We start from the raw sequence: 18,921 nt of genomic DNA on the forward strand, positions 1-18,921 counted from the left end.
GCCCCCCCCCGGGGCGGGGGGGGGCCGCCGGGCGCGGCCCCCCCCCACCCCCCGCTCGGCCACCCGGCGGAAGTTCGGCATCGCCCTGCTCTTCCTCCTGCCCGCCCTCGTCCTGCTCGGGGCACTGGTCGTGTACCCGATCATCTACACGGCGATCCGATCGTTCTTCAACGCGTCGGGCGACGAGTTCATCGGGTGGGACAACTACGTGACGATGTTCACGAGCGACTCCACCCTCCAGGCCATCATCAACAACGCCATCTGGGTCATCGTCGCGCCGATCACCTGCACGGTACTCGGGCTGATCTTCGCCGTGATGCTCGAGCGCATCAAGTGGTCGACGGCGTTCAAGCTCATCATCTTCATGCCGATGGCGATCTCGATGCTCGCGGCGGGGGTCATCTTCCGCGGCATGTTCGAGGTGAACCCGAACATCGGCGTGGTCAACGCCACGATCGTCGGCGTCTCGAACGCGTTCGGCGCCGATGCCGCCTACCCGGGCGCCCGCCCCCGTGACGATGCCGGCATCGTGGAAGACCGCGGCACCATCGCCGGAGAGTCCGCGATCGAACCGGGTTCCGAGCAGAACTTCCCGCTCGTGGCCGTGCGCACCGAGGACCTGCCCGACTCCGCAGCGCAGGCCGAGCCGGCCGAGTCGCCCGACTCCGACCAGATCACGGGCACGGTATGGCTCGACTTCGTGCCAGGCGGTGGCGGCACGAACGGCGAGATCGACGATGGCGAACTGGGCCTCCCAGGCGTGCAGGTCGACGCGGTGACCGCCGACGGATCGATCGCCGCGTCCGCGCAGACGGATGATTCGGGCCGATACGTGATCGAAGGACTCTCGCCGGGCGAGTACCGGGTGGCGTTGCCGGCCTCCAACTTCGACGAGGGCGCGCAAGCCGTGCCGTGGTTGGGCCCGTCGTTGATCAACATCGTCGTCATCATGTCGTACATCTGGATCTGGGCCGGCTTCTCCATGGTGATGATCGCGTCGGGCCTGTCGGCCATGGACCGCTCGTTGCAGGAGGCGGCGCGCATCGACGGCGCGAGCGAGTGGCAGGTGTTCTCGCGCATCACCGCCCCGTTGCTGTCGCCGGTGCTCGTGGTGGTGTTCGTCACGCTCATCATCAACGTGCTGAAGATCTTCGACCTGGTCTACGTCATACCGCCCGGCGTCTCCAAACCCGCGGCCAACGTGATCGCGGTCGAGATGTGGACCGTCTCGTTCGGCGGCGGCAACGATCACGGGCTGGGCAGTGCGCTGGCGATCCTCCTGCTCGTCCTCGTGCTCCCTGTGATGATCATCAACGCGAGGCGCTTCCGCGAGGAGAGGAAGCGATGACCGCCTCAGAACTCACGATCGTGCGAGGCAAGAAGACCGTCGCTCAGAAGATCCTCGGGTTCTTCGCCAACTCGTTCGTCAACATCCTGCTCGTCATCGTGGCGGTGTTCTGGCTCATACCCAGCGTCGGGTTGTTCATCACCTCCCTGCGCACCGGGGCGGACAGTGCGGCATCCGGCTGGTGGACCGTCTTCACGGCGCCCGCCCAGCTGACCCTCGAGAACTACGCGGAGCTGCTGCAGAACCCGACGATCATGGGATCGTTCTGGAACACCATCGTCATCGCGGTGCCGACCACGGTGGCCGTCGTGATCATCGGGTCGCTCGCTGCCTATGCGTTCGCGTGGATCGACTTCCCCGTGCGCGACTGGCTGCTCATCGCGATCATCGTGCTGCTCGCGGTGCCGCTGCAGGTGGCGTTCATCCCGCTCGCCCGGCTGTTCGGCGAGCTGGGCATCTTCGGCACGGTGTTCGGGGTGATCCTGTTCCACACGGCGTTCGGGCTGCCGTTCGCGATCTTCCTGCTGCGCAACTTCTTCACGCAGATACCGGCCGAGCTCCTCGAGGCGGCGCGCATCGACGGCGCCACCGACTGGCGGATCTTCCGGCAGGTGATCCTCCCGCTGGGCGGGCCGGCGATCGCGTCGCTGGCGATCTTCCAGTTCCTGTGGACGTGGAACGACATGCTCGTCGCCCTCATCTTCACGAACTCGCAGTCGCAGCCGCTCACGGTCGCGATCCAGAGCCAGCTTCGGCAATTCGGGGCGAACATCGACATCCTCTCGTCGGGAGCCTTCCTGTCGATGATCGTGCCGCTGATCGTGTTCTTCGCGTTCCAGCGGTACTTCGTGCAGGCGCTGCTCGCAGGGGCGCAGAAGTAGGGCGTCCCCGCCCGCTCTAGGCTGGAGCGCATGAGCACGCACGGGTCCGGGCCCGGTGCGCCGGCCGCCAGAGACGGGCGACGCGGCCGCATCTCGAGCGCCGATGTCACCGCGCAGCGCGCCGAGAACGCCGAGGCGCCCAAGATCCCGCATCTGCTCCAACGCACCTCGGCGCTGTTCGCGCCCCACAGGGCGGCACTCGTCACGACGGTCGTGCTCGTGCTCATCGGCGCGGCCCTCAGCGTCATCCCGCCGCTGCTCACCCAGCGCGCCTTCGACGACGGGTTGTTCCCCGTCGGCCCCGACCCTTCGACGAGCTCAGGGACAGGGCAGATCTCGGGCCCGAACCTGCCCGTGCTCGCCACGATCGTCGGCGCCATGATCGCCGTGTTCATCGTGTCGGCGCTCATCGGCGTGTGGCAGACGTGGCTCACGGCGACGATCGGCAATCGGGTGATGGGCACCCTGCGGGTGCGGCTCTTCACGCACCTGCAGTCGATGGAGCTCAGCTTCTTCACGCGCACCAAGACCGGCATCATCCAGTCGCGTCTGCAGAACGACGTCGGCGGCGTGGCATCCGTGCTCACGAACACCGTGTCGAGCGTGCTCGGCAACACCGTCACCGTGATCTCGGCGTTCGTCGCGATGTTGCTCCTCAACTGGCAGCTCACCGTGATCGCGCTCGTGCTGATGCCGTTCATGGTCATCGCGCAGCGCAGGGTCGGGCAGGTGCGCGCGCGCATCGCGGGCAGGACGCAGGAGTCGCTGTCGGAGATGACCGCGATCACGCAGGAGACGCTGAGCGTCTCGGGCATCCTGCTGTCGAAGAGCTTCACCCGGCAGCGCAGCGAGATCGAGCGGTACGCCGACGAGAACCAGAACCAGATCCGTCTGCAGGTCAGGCAGCAGATGACCGGCCAGTGGTTCTTCGCGATGGTCAACATCTTCATGTCGTCCATTCCGGCGATCGTCTACCTCGTCGCGGGGTGGTTGATCACGGGCGGCGTCTCGGATGTCACGGCCGGCACGATCGTCGCGTTCACCACCGTGCAGGCGCGCCTCCTGTTCCCCCTGATGGGGCTGATGCGCGTCGCCCTCGACCTGCAGACCTCGAGTGCCCTCTTCGCGCGGATCTTCGAGTACCTCGACCTGAGGCCCTCGATCACGGATGCCCCAGGCGCCCGCGACGTGGCATCCGGCCCAGCCCTCGGGCGAGTCGAGTTCGACGACGTGACGTTCCGCTACCCCGACGCCGCCCTTCGACAGGCTCAGGGACCGGAGGACCGGCCGACGCTCGACGGCGTGAGCTTCACGATCGAGCCGGGGCAGGTCGCCGCGTTCGTCGGACCGTCGGGTGCGGGCAAGACCACGGTGTCATACCTCGTGCCGCGGCTGTACGAGGCATCGGGCGGGGTGGTGCGGTTCGCCGGCGACGACGTGCGCGAGCTCCGGCAGGAGTCGCTCATCTCGAACATCGGCATCGTGAGCCAGGAGACGTACCTCTTCCATGCGACGATCGCCGAGAACCTGCGGTACGCGAAACCGGATGCCACCGACGCCGAGCTCGAGGCGGCGGCTCGCGCCGCGAACATCCACGAGACCATCGCGTCGTTCCCCGAGGGATACGAGACGGTCGTCGGCGAACGCGGCTACCGGCTCTCGGGCGGCGAGAAGCAGCGCATCGCGATCGCGCGCGTGCTGCTGAAGGACCCGGCGGTGCTCGTGCTCGACGAGGCGACGAGTGCGCTCGACACCATCTCCGAGCGGGTGGTGCAGCAGGCGCTCGACGACGCCGCGCGCGGGCGCACGACGATCGCGATCGCGCACCGGCTGTCGACGGTGGTGTCGGCCGACGTCATCTTCGTCGTCTCCGGAGGTCGGGTCGTCGAGCACGGCACGCATGCCGAGCTCGTGGGCGCCGAGGGCGTGTACGCGTCGCTCTACCGGCAGCAGGAGGAGCGGCCGGTCCTCGAGGTGTGAGCCGGCGCGTCAGCTGCGCGCGGCGAGCATCTGCTCCATCAGGGCGATCTCGGCCTGCTGGCTCGTCGCGACGGACTCGGCGAACGACACGACGACCTCGTTCGAGGAGCGTTCGAGCGCGGCATCCGCCATTTCGATCGCTCCGCGATGATGCGCGATCATGAGCTCGAGGAAGAGCCGCTCGGCCTCGACACCGCTCAGCGTTCGAAGCTCCATGACCTGCGCGGGGGTCGCGAGACCCGGCATCGGCCCGCCGGGCTCGTGCGTCGTCGCGTCGTGTCCCGAGTGACCCGCGCCGGTCGCGTCACCGTCGGGCGACCGGGTCATCCACGTCATCGACGGCTCCGAACCCGCCTGCGGCAGCCCCCAGGTGCGCAGCCAGCCGTACAACTGGCCCGCCTGCTGCGCCTGCGTCGTGGCGATGTCGTAGGCGAGCAGGCGCACGTCGGGGTCGTCGGTCGCGTCGCGCACGATCATGGCGAGCTCGACGCCCTGCTGATGGTGCACCTGCATGTCACGGGCGAAGCCGGCCTCGGCGCTCGTGCTGACGGGCGTCGGGTCGCCGAGCGTGCTGATCCGGCCGAGCGCGAATGCCACGATCGCGACCGCGACGAGGGCGACGGATGCCGCGACGATCGCCGCGACGCGTCCGGCACGCCCGGAGCGTGGGGCGCCGGGCTCCGCTTGCTCGTCCGTCAAGAGACCTTGCCCGGCCCGTCGACGGCGCCTGTGCACAGCGCGCCGGGCTCGGGCACATTCTGGCTCTGCCAGTACTCCTCGAGGAACGCGGCGATGCGCTCATCGTCTGCGCTGTCGACCTGCAGCTGGGAGTTCCAGGCGCTCAGCACGATCGGCGAGGGCAGTCCGTCGAACGGCGAGAGCACCACGTAGGTCGAGGGGAGCTTCGACGTGAGCGCCTCGAGCTCGCCGGCCGCGAGGTCGGGGTCGTACGTGACCCAGACGGCACCGTGCTCGAGCGAGTGCACGGCGTTCTCGTTCGGCACGGGTTCGGTGTACACGCCGCAGTTCAGCCAGGCCGGGTTGTGCTCGCCGCCGGCTGGCGGCGTCTGCGCGTAGTCGACCGCACCTTCGACGTGGCCCGCGGGGTTCTCGAACGTCTCGACGCCCTCGACCTCGGCGCCTTCGCTGCCGGCGTCGTACGACGCGGGCTGCGGCGTGAGCACGATCGAGGTGATCAGCAGGCCGACCACCACCACGCCGACGACCGCAGCGGCGCCCCAGCCGAGGCGACGGTTGCGCTTGGCCCGTGCCTCCTTCTTGCGGAACTCCTCGAGCTTCCGGGCGCGCTCCTCGGCGCGCTGCTGCTTGACGGTCGGCTTCTTGGCAGCGGGGGGAACGGGTGGGGTCGCACTCACGTGTGGGCCTCTCTCGAAGAACGTCTCGTTCCATACGAACGCATGCCGCTGGGAAAACGCGGGGACTGGCTACAACATTCCCATATCCTGCGCGCCGCGATCGCCTGCCGTTAGGCTGGGCGCGTGAGCTCCTCCATGCGCACTCCACACAAGGAATCAGCACCGGCATGAAGTACGCAGAGTCCATCGTCGATCTCGTGGGCGACACCCCGCTCGTCAGGCTCCACCGTGTGACCGAGGGCGTGACGGATGCCACGGTGCTGGTCAAGCTCGAGTACTTCAACCCGGGCGGCTCATCGAAGGACCGCATCGCGGAGCGTATCATCGATGCCGCCGAGGCCGAGGGCAGGCTGAAGCCGGGCGGCACCATCGTGGAGCCGACGAGCGGCAATACCGGTGTGGGGCTCGCGCTCATCGCCCAGCAGCGCGGGTACCGGTGCATCTTCGTGTGCCCCGACAAGGTCGGCGAAGACAAGCGCAACGTGCTCACCGCGTACGGCGCCGAGGTCGTCGTGACGCCCACGGCGGTCGCGCCCGACAGCCCCGAGTCGTACTACGGCGTCTCCGACCGGCTCGCACGCGAGACCCCCGGCGCGTTCAAGCCCGACCAGTACTCGAACCCGAACGGTCCGCGCTCGCACTACGAGACCACCGGCCCCGAGATCTGGCGTGACACCGACGGGAAGGTCACCCACTTCGTGGCGGGCGTCGGCACCGGCGGCACGATCACGGGCACCGGCCGCTACCTGCGCGAAGTGTCGGGCGACACGGTGCGCATCATCGGCGCCGATCCCGAGGGCTCCGTCTTCTCGGGCGGCACCGGCCGCCCCTACCTCGTCGAGGGTGTCGGCGAGGACTTCTGGCCGAGTGCGTACGATCCCGCCGTGCCGCACGAGATCATCGCCGTGACCGATGCGGAATCGTTCGCGATGACGCGTCGCCTCGCCCGCGAGGAGGGCATCCTCGTGGGCGGGTCGAGCGGCATGGCCGTGGTCGCGGCGCTGAAGGCCGCGGCATCCGCCGGTCCCGACGACGTGTTCGTCGTGCTGCTGCCCGACGGCGGGCGCGGCTACCTCGGCAAGATCTTCAACGACAAGTGGATGCGCGCCTACGGCTTCTCGAACGCCCCCGAGGGCCACACGATCGCCGAGCTCCTCGCCGCGAAGGCCGGCCGGATGCCGCCGCTCGTCTTCGTGCACCCGAACGACACGATCCGCGAGGCCATCGACACGATGACGGATGCCGGAGTGTCGCAGTTGCTCGTGCTCTCGGCCGAGCCCCCCGTCGTGCTCGGCGAGGTGGTCGGCTCGCTCGACGAGGAGCACCTGCTCGAGCTCGTCTTCTCGGGACAGGCGAAGCTCACCGACAAGGTGTCGGGCGTGGTGGGGGAGTCGTTGCCGCTCATCGGGATGAACGAGCCCGTGGCATCCGCTCGCTCGGCCTTCGGCACGCACCCCGCGATGCTCGTGACAGACGGCGGCAAGGCGCTCGGCGTGATCACCCGCACCGACCTGCTCTCGTACCTGTCGGCCTGACGCCCGCTCACTCGCTCCGAAAGGGTCCGCACATGCTGCACGACGACGCACGGTTCGACACGCTCGCGATCCACGCCGGCCAGGACTTCGACCCCACGACCGGCGCGGTCATCCCGCCGGTGTACCTCACGTCCACGTTCGTGCAAGACGGGATCGGCGGCCTTCGCGGCGGCTACGAGTACTCGCGCGGCGGCAACCCCACGCGCACCGCGCTCGAGACGCAGCTCGCGGCGCTCGAGGGCGGAATCCGCGGGCTCTCGTTCGCGTCGGGGCTCGCCGCCGAGGACGCGCTGCTGCGCACCGTGCTCGCCCCCGGCGACCACGTGGTCATCGGCAACGACGTGTACGGGGGCACGCATCGGCTCGTGCGCCGGATCTTCGGCGCATGGGGCGTCCGCCACTCCACCGTGGACACGAGCGACCTCGACGCGGTGCGCGGTGCGATCGAGCTCGGCACGACGAAGGTGCTCTGGGTCGAGACGCCGTCGAATCCGCTCATGAAGATCTCGGACATCGCCGCGCTCACCGAGCTCGGCAACGAGGCGGGCATTCTCGTCGTCGTCGACAACACGTTCGCGTCGCCCGCGCTGCAGCGGCCGATCGAGCTCGGCGCCGACGTGGTCATGCACTCCACCACCAAGTACCTCGGCGGCCACTCCGACGTCGTCGGGGGAGGACTCGTGTTCGCGGCCGGGCAGGAGGAGCTCGCCGAGCGGGTCACGTTCACGCAGTTCGCCGCGGGGGCGGTTTCGGGTCCGTTCGACGCGTTCCTCACCTCGCGCGGCATCAAGACCCTCGGTATCCGGATGCAACGGCACAGCCAGAACGCCCTGGCGATCGCGCGGCGACTCGAGGAGCACGCCGGCATCGAGCAGGTCTTCTATCCCGGCCTCGAGTCGCACCCCCGACATGAGCTCGCCGCGCGCCAGATGTCGGGCTTCGGCGGCATGATCTCGATCTCGCTCGCGGGCGGCGGCGAGGCGGCGCGCCGATTCGCGGAGTCGACCACCCTGTTCCAGCTCGCGGAGTCGCTCGGCGGGGTGGAGTCGCTCGTGAACTACCCGTCGGAGATGACGCACGCGTCGGTTCGCGGCACTGAAGCGGAGGTGCCCGAGTCGATCGTGCGCCTGTCGGTCGGCATCGAGGACGCCGACGACCTGCTCGTCGACATCGACGGGGCGCTCGACCGGCTGTAGCGGCATCCGCTCGACCATTTCACCGGGCCTCGATACGCCGGCTTCGCGCGGCTACTCGACCAGCGCTGCGTGAAACAATAGAGGTGACGGCGCGCGGCACGTCACCGGGCGCCGCGGAGGTGGTTCCGATGACTGCCCTCGTCGTCACCCTGATCATCGTCGGCGTCGTCGCGATCGTGCTGTTCTTCATGTCGGCGAAGATCGTGAAGCAGTACGAGCGCGGGGTCGTGCTGCGGTTCGGGCGGCTGCACAACGTGCGCGATCCCGGCATCCGATTCATCATCCCGATCGTCGACCAGATGATCCGGGTGTCGCTGCGCATCGTCACGGTCCCCATCCAGTCGCAGGGCATCATCACCCGCGACAACGTGAGCGTCGGGGTCTCGGCGGTCGCCTACTACCGCATCGTGGACCCCGTGAAGTCGGTGCTGGCGATCGAGAACGTGAAGTCGGCGATCGACCAGATCGCGCAGACCACCCTGCGCAAGGTCGTCGGCCAGCATCACCTCGACGAGACCCTCGCCGAGACCGCGACCCTGAACGCGAACATCCGCGAGATCCTCGACGTGGTCACCGTCGACTGGGGCGTCGAGGTGACGCTCGTCGAGCTGAAGGACATCCTGCTGCCCGACTCGATGAAGCGCGCCATGGCGAGGCAGGCCGAGGCGGAGCGGGAGAAACGCGCGAAGATCATCGCCGCCGAGGGCGAGGCGCTCGCCGCGTCGCAGCTCGGTGTGGCGAGCGACACGATGATGGGGCATCCGCTCGCCCTGCAGCTGCGCACCCTGCAGACGCTCGTCGAGGTCGGGGTGGACAAGAACACGCTCGTGCTCTTCCCGGCGCCGCTCATGAGCACGATCGGGGAGCTCACCGGCTTCATCGACCGCGAGTCGGCGACGGCGCAGGTGCGGAGGCACTGACCGCGCTCGCGTGCGCGGTTGTGACGCGTACGGGGTTGGCAGGAATCGCCCGCAGGGTGGCATCGCTGCCACCGGCGTGCGTCGAGCGGATGCCCCAGAATGAACGGGTGACCTCGAACCGAGCTTCCGCGGCATCCGTCGCCGCCACCACCGCGGCGGGCGCCGAACGGGCCCAGGCCGCCGAGTCGGCCGCGCCCAGCGCGCCCGGTGCGCCCGCCGTGCACCGCGGCTCACTCGGGCTCGGCCAGGGCACGGCGCTCTACATCGCGAGCGTGCTCGGCACGGGCATTCTCGTGCTGCCCGGACTCGCCGCAGCAGCGGCCGGCCCGGCGTCGATCCTCGCGGTCGCGGCGGTGCTCGTGCTCTCGATCCCGCTCGCCGGCACGTTCGCCGCGCTCGCCGCGCGTTTCCCCGACGCGGGCGGCGTGGCGAGCTATGTGCGCCGCGCGCTCGGCAGCACCGCGGCGCGCATGGCCGGCTACTGGTTCTTCTTCGGCGTGTGCGTGGGTGCGCCCGTGCTCGCGGTCCTCGGCGGCGAGTACGTCGTCGCCGTGCTCGGCGTCGACCGGGCCGCCGTGCCGATCATCGGATTCGCCGTGTTCGTGCCGCCGTTCATCGCCAACTGGTTCGGCGTGCGCGTGGCCGGGTGGGTGCAGTTCGTGCTCACCGGGCTGCTCATCGCGGTGGTGGTCGGCGTGGTCGCCGTCACGTTCCCGGCGGTCGACACCACGAACTTCGAACCCTTCCTGCCGAACGGGTGGGCCGGTGTCGGCGTGGCGATCAGCCTCTTCGTGTGGGCGTTCGCGGGCTGGGAGGTCGGCACCCACATCGCGGGCGAGTTCAGGAATCCGCGACGCACCATCCCGCTCGCGACGGCCATCGCCATCGTGGTGGTGGGCGCGGGCTACCTCGCGCTGCAGTTCGTCACCGTCGCGGTGCTCGGCGAGCGTGCCGGCGCCGGGCAGGTGCCGCTTCTCGACCTCGTCGAGTCGACCGCACCCGGCGTCGGGCAGGTGCTCGTGGCGATCATCGCGGCGATCGTCACGCTCGGGGTGATGAACGCCTACCTGCCCGCGTTCGGCAAGCTCGGCGCCGCACTCGGACGCGACGGCGACCTACCCCGGTTCTTCGCGAAGGGAGCGGCCGACGGCGAGGTGCCACGGCGTGCGCTCGCCCTCACCGGTGGGCTCATCGTCGTGTACTTCGGCCTCATGCTGTTGAACGACCTCGACCTGACGGGGTTCATCCTCATCCACACGAGCAACATGGTCGCGATCTACGCGGCCGGCATGCTCGCCGCGACCCTGCTGCTGAAGCGATGGTCGTTCGGGTGGTGGCTCGCGGTCGTCGCGACCCTCATGACCGCCGGACTCCTCGTGCTCGCCTGGACGAACCTCGTCGTGCCGCTCGTGCTCGCGGCGGCCGCCGTGCTCGTCACCGTGGTGCGGCGTATTCGAGCTCGCCGACCCTCACCGACCGCCTCTCGACAGGAGACCCGTTGACCGAGTACCGCGCCCACTTCGATGCCGAGATCGACTTCGTCAACGGCGGCGCTCTTCGTGCGGAGGCGTTCCGGCTCGACCTTCCGTCGGCCGCGATGCCCGAGAGCGAGATCGGAGAGCTCCTCGTGCGGCACCTCGGCCTCGCCCTGGTCGGCCGGGTCGAGCTGTCGAACGTCGAGATCGTGGAAGAGCTGCATCGCGGCTCCCGTGGCATCATCGACGCGACCGACGTCGTGGCCGCGGCATCCGCCGGCCGCTCGGTCCGTGGCGAGCTCGTCGACCTCAGCCACCCGATCCGGGCGGGCCTCATCACGTACCCGGGCATCCCGGCACCCACGATCACACCGCACCTCACCCGCGAGGCGTCTCGCGAGCACTACGCGCCGGGCACCGAGTTCGCGATCGACCTCATCACGATGGCGGGCAACACGGGCACGTACCTCGACAGCCCGTTCCACCGCTACGCCGACGGCGGCGACCTCGCGAGCCTGTCGCTCGAGACCCTCGTCGGGGTGCCTGCCGAGGTGTTCCATCTCACGGATGCCGCGAGCCGCGGCATCCCCGCAGAAGTCTTCTTCGATCGCGAGCTCGCCGGCACCGCGGTGCTGCTGCACACCGGCTGGAGCCGCCATTTCGGCACGCCCGATTACGCGCACGGGTCGCCGTTCCTCACCGAGGCGGGCGCGCGACACCTCGCAAGCGCCGGCGCCGCCCTCGTCGGCATCGACTCGCTCAACATCGACGACACCGAATCGGGCGGCACGCGGCCCGCGCACTCGATCCTGCTCGCCGAAGGCGTGCACGTCGTGGAGCACCTGACCGCGCTCGACCGGCTGCCGGCGCGCGGCGCCCGTTTCACCGCGGTGCCGCCGCGCGTCGAGGGGTTCGGCACGTTCCCGGTGCGCGCATTCGCGGAGCTGCCTGTTCTCTGATCCCGGTGGCATCCGTCGCTCCCGTGAGTGAGGATGGGAGGATGACCGCACCGGCGTACGCCCTTCGCGACGGCAACACGATTCCCGCCATCGGGCTCGGCACCTACGGGCTGAACGAGCAGGTCGGCATCGAGGCCATCGTGTCGGGCATCGCCGACGGGTATCGGCTTCTCGACACCGCGTACAACTACGGCAACGAAGACGTGGTGGGCGAAGCCATCCGCCGCTCGGGTGTCGACCGCAGCGACCTCGTGATCACGACGAAGCTGCCGGGCCGCCACCACGGGTTCGAGGAGACGCTCGCGAGCCTCGAGGAGTCGCGCGCACGTCTCGACCTCGACTGGATCGACCTCTACCTCATCCACTGGCCGAATCCGCGCATCGACAAGTTCGTCGAAAGCTGGCGCGCCATGATCCGCCTGCGCGAGAAGGGGCTCGTACGCTCGATCGGCGTCTCGAACTTCACTGCCGCCATGCTCGACCGGCTCGAACGAGAGACGGGGGTCGTGCCCGTCGTGAACCAGGTCGAGTTGCACCCCTACTTTCCGCAGGACGAGCTGCGCGCCTACCACGACGAGCACGACATCCGCACCGAGAGCTGGAGCCCGCTCGCCAAGCGCAGCGAACTTCTCGAGGAGCCCGTCATCACCGCGATCGCGGCCGAGCACGGCGTCTCGCCCGCGCAGGTCGTGCTCCGCTGGCACGTCGAGCTCGAGGCGGTGCCGATTCCGAAGTCGTCGGATGCCGCGCGCCGCCGTGAGAACTTCGACCTGTTCTCGTTCACGCTCACCGGTGACGAGGTCGAGGCGATCTCGGCGCTCTCCCGCGGACGACTCTGGGGCGGCGACCCCGACGCGCACGAGGAGTTCTGAGGGCGCTCCGCGCTCCGCGCGCCGGCGGCGTCGGCTGAGCGGAGCGCGTGCCCCGTGTCGGCGGCCCGGGATAGGCTCGGTCGAGTGAGTGATCCCACCGCCGAACCGAGCCTCGACACGGCGGGGCACTCGGTCGTCCCGGCGGCCGAGGCCTACGCCTCGGCCGAGGCATCCGCTCATTCAGTGCATGCCGAGCCGGCGAAGGGGCCGCTCTCGAAGCCCTTCCGCTGGCTGTCGATCGGCATGTTCGCGCTCATCTTCCTCGCCGCATTCGAGGCGATGGCCGTCACGACGGTGATGCCGCTCGTCGCGGAAGACCTCGGCGGCGAGGCACTGTTCGCGCTCGCCTTCGCGGTGCCGCTCGCGGCCGGCATCATCGGCATGGTGCTCGCGGGCAACTGGACCGACCGCGCCGGCCCGCTGCCGTCGCTCATCACCTCGGCGGTGCTGTTCGTCGTCGGGCTCCTCATCGCCGGCACGGCGACCGACATGGTCGTGTTCATCGTCGGGCGGTTCGTGCACGGCCTCTCGGGCGCCGCGGTCATCGTGCCGCTCTACGTCATCGTCGCGCGCATCTACCCCGAGGCGCTGCGTGCACGCGTGTTCGCCGGGTTCGCGGCGGCGTGGGTCATCCCGTCGATCATCGGGCCCGCGCTCGCCGGCATCGTCGCCGAGGCGGTGAGCTGGCACTGGGTGTTCCTCGGCGTCATCGGTCTCATGGTGCCCGCAGCGGCCATGATGCTGCCCCCGATCCTGCGTGTGCGCGCCCTCGTGCGGGGCGACGCATCGGTGCCCTGGAGCCTCGCGCGCGCCGGCTGGTCGGTGCTCACCGCGGCCGCGGCGCTTGCGCTGTCGCTCGCCAAGGAGTTCGGCGACCCGTGGCGGTGGGTGATCGCGGTCGCGTCGATCGTGCTCGTCGCGGTCGCCGTGCGCCCGCTGCTGCCGGCGGGCACCCTGCGGGCGGCGCGCGGCATGCCCGCCACCGTGCTGCTGCGGCTCATCGTCGCGGGCGCCTTCTTCGGCAGCGAGATCTACCTGCCGTACCTGTTCATCGAGCGCTACGACTTCTCGCCGAGCCTCGCCGGCGCCGTGCTCACGGGTGCCGGCGTCGCCTGGGCGATGGCGTCGTGGCTGCAGGGGCGCCTCGGCGACCGGGTGTCGAACACGCAGGCGGTGCAGATCGGCTCGGCGCTGCTCGTCGCGTCGCTCGCGGTCGTGCTGCTCGTCGCCGCGTTCACGCTGACGCCGATGATCGCCTTCGCCGCCTGGACGCTCGCGGGCGGGGCGATGGGGTTCATGTACCCGCGGTTCTCGGTCGCAGTGCTCAAGCTGTCACCGGTGTCGGCGCAGGGCTTCAACAGCGCCGCGCTGTCGATCGGGGAGTCGCTCGGGGCATCCGTCGCGCTCGCCGGCACGGCGCTCGTGTCGAGCGCGATCGCGGGCGGTGCGTTCACCGCGGACTTCGCGGTGACGGTCGCGATCGCCATGATCGCGGTCGTGCTCGCGCCGCGCGTGCGGCCGCGTGCCGCGGCATCCGTCGCCTGATCGCTTCTCCGCGTTACGCGCGGCCCGACACCTGCCGCGATCGGCGCGAGAGCGAGTCGATGATCACCGCGAGCAGCAGCACGGCGCCGGTGACCATGAACCGCACCGACGAGTCGAGGTTGAGCAGGGTCAGTCCCGACGAGATCGACTGGATCACGACGACGCCGAGCAGTGCCGAGAAGGCCGAACCGCGACCGCCGAAGAGGCTCGCCCCGCCGATGACCGCCGCGGCGATCGCGTTGAGGTTCACGTCGCCCGTGCCCGAACTCTGGTTGGCGGCGGCGAGACGGGATGCCGCGAGGATGCCGCCGACCGCTGCGAACGTCGAGCAGAGGATGAAGACCGAGATGTAGATGCGCTTCACCCGGATGCCGGCGCGCCGCGCCGCCTCGACGCTGCCGCCGACCGCGTAGACGGCCCGGCCCCAGCGGGTGCGGGTGAGGAAGAAGTTCATCACGACGACGAGCACGAGGAAGAACAGGAACATGACGGGAACGCCGCGAGTGAGGCTGAGGTACCACGCCGAGACGCCGAGGAGCACGAGCAGGGCGACGCTGCGCACCGCGATGCCCGCGAGCGACGTGCTCGAGAGGTTCGCGGCCTCGCGACGCCGCGCGTGCGACCACGACTGCCAGGCGTAGACCACGACGGTGAGCGCCACGAGCACGTACGAGAGCCACGCGGGCAGGAACATCTGCTGAGCGAATTGCACGAGCCACGAATCGAACGGGAAGTTGATCGTACCGGTGTCGCCGAGCACCCAGAGTTGCAGGCCGAGGAAACCGAGGAGTCCGGCGAGGGTGATCACGAAGCTCGGCACCCCGAACCGGGTGTAGAGGAGTCCGTAGAAGAGGCCGATCAGAACGCCGATGCCGATCGCCGCACCCAGCGCGAGCAGCAGCGGCCACTGCAACTGCACGAATGACACCGCGAGGACCGCTGCGGCGAGGCCGCTCACCGACCCGACCGAGAGGTCGATCTCGCCGAGGAGCAGCACCAGCACGATGCCGATGGCGATCGTGCCGCCCGCCGCGCACTGCAGGGCGAGGTTCACGAGGTTCGTGCTCGAGAGGAATATCGGGTTCAGCATCTGGAAGATCGCCCAGATGATGACGAGGCCGACGATGACGGGGAGAGAACCGAGATCGCCGCCGCGCACGCGCGCCCCGAATGCTTTGAGCGCACCGCCGATCCCTTGGTGTTGGATCAGCCGTTCGTCCTGCAGGTCGGCGGCGGCGACCGTGGAGGTGCGCGCATCGTAGTTGCTCATGCGTGGTCGCCTTCCTCGGCGCGTTCGGTTGTGGGGGGGATGTCGTCGCCTGCAGCATCGGGTGCGGCGGCGACCGGATCCTGCACCTCGGATGCCGCGTGCGCGACGTGATGCTCGAGGAACTCGTCCTCTTCGACGACGGCGCCCGCGAGCGCTGCGGCGCGCCGCGTGACCGCGTTGTCGGTGGCGCCTGTGATCGCCGCGATGATGGTCTCGCTCGTGACATCCGACACATTGAAGACGCCGTTGTTGCGCCCGAGGCGGAGCACCACGACCCGGTCGGCCACCGCCATCACGTCGGCCATGTTGTGGCTGATGAGGATGACGCCGTGCCCCCGCTCGCGGAGGCGCTCGATGAGGTTCAGCACCTCCGCGGTCTGGGCGACGCCGAGGGCGGCGGTCGGCTCGTCGAGGATCACGATGCGCGGCTCGCCGATGAGCGAGCGGGCGATCGCGACGGTCTGGCGTTGGCCACCCGAGAGCGATGCGACGGGGATGCGCACCGACGGGATCTTCGCGGACAGCTCACGGAGCAACGTCCAGGAGCGCTGCTCCATCTGCACCTCGTCGAGGGTGCCGCTTGCGGTGAGTTCGCGGCCGAGCCACAGGTTCGAGACGACGTCGAGGTTGTCGCAGAGCGCGAGATCCTGGAAGACGGTGGCGATGCCGAGGTTCTGCGCGTCGGTCGGGGTCGGGATGGCGACTCGTGCGCCGTCGAATTCGATCGTGCCGCCGTCGGGCGGATGCACGCCCGCCAGCACCTTCACGAGCGTCGACTTGCCGGCGCCGTTGTCGCCGACGATCGCGACGACCTCGCCGGCGTTCACCTCGAGGTCGATCTCGGTGAGCGCCTGAACGGCGCCGAACTTCTTGTCGATGCCGCGCATCGCGAGGATGCGATCGTGCGGGCGCCCGGTCGGGGCCTTGGTGTCCGACGTCAGTGTCATGTCCCTCATCTTCGTCTCTTCGCCGGGCCTGCGACAGCCCTGCCCGTGCAGGGGGCCGGGTCCCAGTGGGAGCCCGGCCCGCCGCGGCGACTACTGGATGCCGGCTGCCGCGCAGGCGTCGGCGTACTCGGGGGTGCAGATGTCCTCGACGGTGTAGAAGCCGTCGGCGACGACCGTGTCGAGGATGTTGTCGACGGTGACGACGACCGGCTCGAGGAGCGTCGCCGGAGTTCCGTCGACGTCGGTGTCACCCGTGACCTCTTCGCCGTTCGCCAGCTTCACGGCGATCTCGGCGGCGAGCTCGGCCTCATCCTTGATCGCCTTGTAGATCGTCATGTACTGGTCGCCGGCGACGATGCGCTGGATCGCGGCGAGTTCTGCATCCTGGCCGGTGACGACGGGGAGCGGGGTGACATTCGCGGCCTTCAGCGCCGCGATCGCGCCGCCCGCGGTGCCGTCGTTCGCCGCGTACACGCCGGCGATCTCGTCTCGGTACTGCGAGATCTGGCCGGCGACCCACTCCTGGGCCTTGTCGGGGCTCCAGTCGGGGGTGTCGTACTCGGCGAGCACCTTCAGCCCGCTCTCGTCGATCACGCTGTGTGCGCCCTCCTTGAACAGGGTGGCGTTGCCGTCGGTCGGCGAGCCGTTGACCATCAGGATGCCGCCCTCGGCCTTGCCGTCGGCCTCGAGCTTCTCGACGAGCGCCGTGCCCTGCAGTTCGCCGACCTTCTCGTTGTCGAACGAGATGTAGTAGGCGAGTTCGCCGCCGGTGATGAGCCGGTCGTACGAGACGACGGGCACATCCTGGGCGTTGGCGAGGTTCACGATGCTCGCGGCCGCTGCGCCGTCGACCGGGTCGAGCACGAGCACGGAGACGCCCGACGCGAGCGCCGACTCGGCCTGCTGCTGCTGCTTCGCGGCGTCTTGGTCGGCGTTCGAGTAGAGCACTTCGTAGTCGCCGAGCTCGGCGACCTTTGCCTCGAACAGCGGACGGTCGAAGGCCTCGTACCGCGTGGTCTTCGTCTCGGGGAGGAGCAGGCCGATCTTCGCGGCCCCGGCGGAGTCGCCGCCGTCGTCGCCGCCGCCCGTGTCGCCGCTGGCACACGCCGTGAGTGCGCCGGCAGTGAGCAGCGCGCCGACGGCGATGGATGCGAGTCTCTTGGTGGACTTCTTCATTGAAATACCTCTCACTGGAACCGCCGTCGTCGGCGGTGTCTCGATTGTGGCACTGGGCGATTTTGGCGTCAACTCTTGAACGCAAGCAATCGCGTCTGTGTCCAAATCGAGATATTTCATGAACACGGGCGGATGCCGCGGCGAGCCGCAATGGCGGCCCGTGGCCGTCTCGTCTACGCGAGCGATGCGATCGGGATCTCGCTCTCGATGTTCACGTGGTCGATCGCGAGCGTGATCGCCCCGCGCACCTCGGCTCGCTCGCCGAGGGACGCCGCCACGACCTCGGGGATCCCGGTCGACGACGCGAGCGCGGAGCGTTCGAGCGCGTGGCGCATCGGTGCGAGGAGGGTCTCGCCCGCGAGCGCGAGCTCGCCGCCGACGACGATGCGTTCGGGGTCGAAGAGGTTCGAGAGGCTTGCTGCGGCGATGCCGATGTGCCGCCCGGCGTCCGCGATCACCCGCCTCGAACTCGCGTCGCCCCTCTCCGCCGACACGAGCAGGTCGCTGAGGCGCTGCATGCCGTCGCCGGGGCGGAACAGGCCGAGCAGGGCGGGGCCGGCGGCGAGGGTCTCGAGGCACCCGCGGTTTCCGCACCGGCAGATGGGGCCGTCCTCGTCGATCGTCACATGGCCGATCTGGCCGGCCTTGCCGGTGACGCCGCGATAGGGGTCGCCGTCGATGATGAGCCCCGCGCTGATCGTGTGCCCGGCCCGCACGTACACCGCCGACTGCGCGCCGCGCGCAGCGCCCTCGCGCGCTTCGGCGAGGCCCCCGAGATTCGCCTCGCCGTCGGCGTACACGGGCCGGTCGACGCGCGCCGCGAGGCTCTCGGCGATCGGCACGCCCTCCCAGCCGCGGAGCAGGCCGGGCGTGGAGACCATGCCGGTCCGCACATCGATCGGCGCCGGGATCCCGATACCGACGGCGAGCAGGTCGCGCACGCTTCCGCCGAGCGACTCGGTCATGTCGGTGAGCAGGAGGCTCGCGCGATCCAGCTCGGCGTCGTAGCGGTGGTCGAGCGCGAGCGGCACGTGATTCTCGGCGATGATCGTGCGCGCGACATCCGCGATCGCGATGCGCAGGTGCCGCGCCGTGAAATGCACGCCGGCGACCAGGCCGATCTGGCGTGCGAGCGAGACGAGCGTTGCTCGCCGGCCGCTTCGGGAGGTGATGGAGGTGTGCAGCACGCCCGTGGCGGCGAGCTCCTTCACGATGTTCGACACGGTCGCCGGGGAGAGGCCGGTGATCCCGGCCAGCTCCACCTGGGTCAGTTGTCCATGGCGCTTCAGCGAATCGACGATCCGGGCCCGATTGGCTTCACGCAATGAAGACTGCGAACCCGGCATTGGGTTTCGGCGTGCCACAGACCACACCATACATGACGGGGTGCTTCGGTCCAGCGGATGCCGCGAGACGCATGCGCCTCGCGGCGGGGCGGGGC

The 18,921-nt window shown here is 69.6% G+C and carries 16 protein-coding genes; 10 read left to right on the top strand and 6 right to left on the bottom strand.

Annotation, left to right across the window (positions count from 1 at the left end; translation table 11 throughout):
- The 3 genes from ACFWN7_RS17000 to ACFWN7_RS17010 form a co-directional block, all read left to right on the top strand.
- Positions 1–1,348 (top strand): ABC transporter permease subunit (locus tag ACFWN7_RS17000; RefSeq protein ID WP_376940046.1); only part of this gene is annotated, 1,348 nt, incomplete at its 5' end.
- On the top strand, positions 1,345–2,229 hold the full coding sequence (locus ACFWN7_RS17005; RefSeq protein ID WP_376940047.1) for a carbohydrate ABC transporter permease: 885 nt from the start codon (positions 1,345–1,347) through the stop codon (positions 2,227–2,229). The genes ACFWN7_RS17000 and ACFWN7_RS17005, both read left to right, overlap by 4 nt.
- Before the next feature lie 30 nt (positions 2,230–2,259).
- Entirely contained in the window at positions 2,260–4,209 is a 1,950-nt protein-coding gene (locus ACFWN7_RS17010) for an ABC transporter ATP-binding protein (protein WP_376940048.1), read from the top strand.
- Positions 4,210–4,218: 9 nt separating this feature from the next.
- On the opposite strand, the gene ACFWN7_RS17015 is transcribed toward ACFWN7_RS17010, so the two are convergent.
- Together ACFWN7_RS17015 and ACFWN7_RS17020 are read right to left on the bottom strand one after the other, a co-directional pair.
- Positions 4,219–4,908: a DUF305 domain-containing protein gene (locus ACFWN7_RS17015; RefSeq protein WP_376940049.1), complete on the bottom strand. Its 690-nt coding sequence runs from the start codon at positions 4,906–4,908 to the stop codon at positions 4,219–4,221.
- Positions 4,905–5,585 carry a DUF3105 domain-containing protein gene (locus tag ACFWN7_RS17020; protein ID WP_376940050.1) on the bottom strand — a complete coding sequence of 227 codons (681 nt, stop codon included), beginning with the start codon at positions 5,583–5,585 and terminating at the stop codon, positions 4,905–4,907. Before ACFWN7_RS17020 ends, ACFWN7_RS17015 begins: the two co-directional genes overlap by 4 nt.
- Positions 5,586–5,752: 167 nt before the next feature.
- Here ACFWN7_RS17020 and ACFWN7_RS17025 point away from each other — a divergent pair, with 167 nt between their 5' ends.
- The 7 genes from ACFWN7_RS17025 (at position 5,753) to ACFWN7_RS17055 (ending at position 14,087) form a co-directional block, all read left to right on the top strand.
- Positions 5,753–7,120, top strand: a complete 1,368-nt coding sequence (locus ACFWN7_RS17025) for a cystathionine beta-synthase (protein ID WP_376940051.1) — start codon at positions 5,753–5,755, stop codon at positions 7,118–7,120.
- Between the two features lie 32 nt (positions 7,121–7,152).
- Complete coding sequence (locus ACFWN7_RS17030; protein ID WP_376940052.1) at positions 7,153–8,316, top strand: cystathionine gamma-synthase; 1,164 nt, start codon at positions 7,153–7,155, stop codon at positions 8,314–8,316.
- Positions 8,317–8,444: 128 nt separating this feature from the next.
- On the top strand, positions 8,445–9,236 hold the full coding sequence (locus ACFWN7_RS17035; RefSeq protein ID WP_376940053.1) for an SPFH domain-containing protein: 792 nt from the start codon (positions 8,445–8,447) through the stop codon (positions 9,234–9,236).
- Between the two features lie 107 nt (positions 9,237–9,343).
- On the top strand, positions 9,344–10,738 hold the full coding sequence (locus ACFWN7_RS17040; RefSeq protein WP_376940054.1) for an APC family permease: 1,395 nt from the start codon (positions 9,344–9,346) through the stop codon (positions 10,736–10,738).
- Positions 10,735–11,670, top strand: a complete 936-nt coding sequence (locus ACFWN7_RS17045) for a cyclase family protein (protein ID WP_376940055.1) — start codon at positions 10,735–10,737, stop codon at positions 11,668–11,670. Before ACFWN7_RS17040 ends, ACFWN7_RS17045 begins: the two co-directional genes overlap by 4 nt.
- Positions 11,671–11,711: 41 nt before the next feature.
- Positions 11,712–12,542 carry an aldo/keto reductase gene (locus tag ACFWN7_RS17050; RefSeq protein WP_376940056.1) on the top strand — a complete coding sequence of 277 codons (831 nt, stop codon included), beginning with the start codon at positions 11,712–11,714 and terminating at the stop codon, positions 12,540–12,542.
- Positions 12,543–12,626: 84 nt separating this feature from the next.
- The gene (locus tag ACFWN7_RS17055) at positions 12,627–14,087 is read left to right on the top strand and encodes an MFS transporter (RefSeq protein ID WP_376940057.1); all 1,461 of its coding nucleotides are present in this window, start codon (positions 12,627–12,629) and stop codon (positions 14,085–14,087) included.
- A 13-nt stretch (positions 14,088–14,100) separates the two neighbouring features.
- On the opposite strand, the gene ACFWN7_RS17060 is transcribed toward ACFWN7_RS17055, so the two are convergent.
- The 4 genes from ACFWN7_RS17060 to ACFWN7_RS17075 all read right to left on the bottom strand — a co-directional run bounded on the left by ACFWN7_RS17060 (position 14,101) and on the right by ACFWN7_RS17075 (position 18,805).
- Complete coding sequence (locus tag ACFWN7_RS17060; RefSeq protein WP_376940058.1) at positions 14,101–15,357, bottom strand: sugar ABC transporter permease; 1,257 nt, start codon at positions 15,355–15,357, stop codon at positions 14,101–14,103.
- Positions 15,354–16,304, bottom strand: a complete 951-nt coding sequence (locus ACFWN7_RS17065) for an ATP-binding cassette domain-containing protein (protein ID WP_376940059.1) — start codon at positions 16,302–16,304, stop codon at positions 15,354–15,356. The genes ACFWN7_RS17060 and ACFWN7_RS17065 overlap by 4 nt, the downstream gene beginning before the upstream one ends.
- Before the next feature lie 90 nt (positions 16,305–16,394).
- Positions 16,395–17,480, bottom strand: coding sequence for a sugar ABC transporter substrate-binding protein (locus tag ACFWN7_RS17070; protein ID WP_376940060.1), 1,086 nt, complete (start codon positions 17,478–17,480; stop codon positions 16,395–16,397).
- 173 nt (positions 17,481–17,653) lie between these two features.
- Positions 17,654–18,805, bottom strand: a complete 1,152-nt coding sequence (locus tag ACFWN7_RS17075) for an ROK family protein (protein ID WP_376940061.1) — start codon at positions 18,803–18,805, stop codon at positions 17,654–17,656.
- Between the last annotated feature and the right edge of the window lie 116 nt (positions 18,806–18,921).

This window comes from Agromyces sp. NPDC058484, assembly GCF_042720415.1.
In the GTDB taxonomy this organism is placed as follows: domain Bacteria; phylum Actinomycetota; class Actinomycetes; order Actinomycetales; family Microbacteriaceae; genus Agromyces.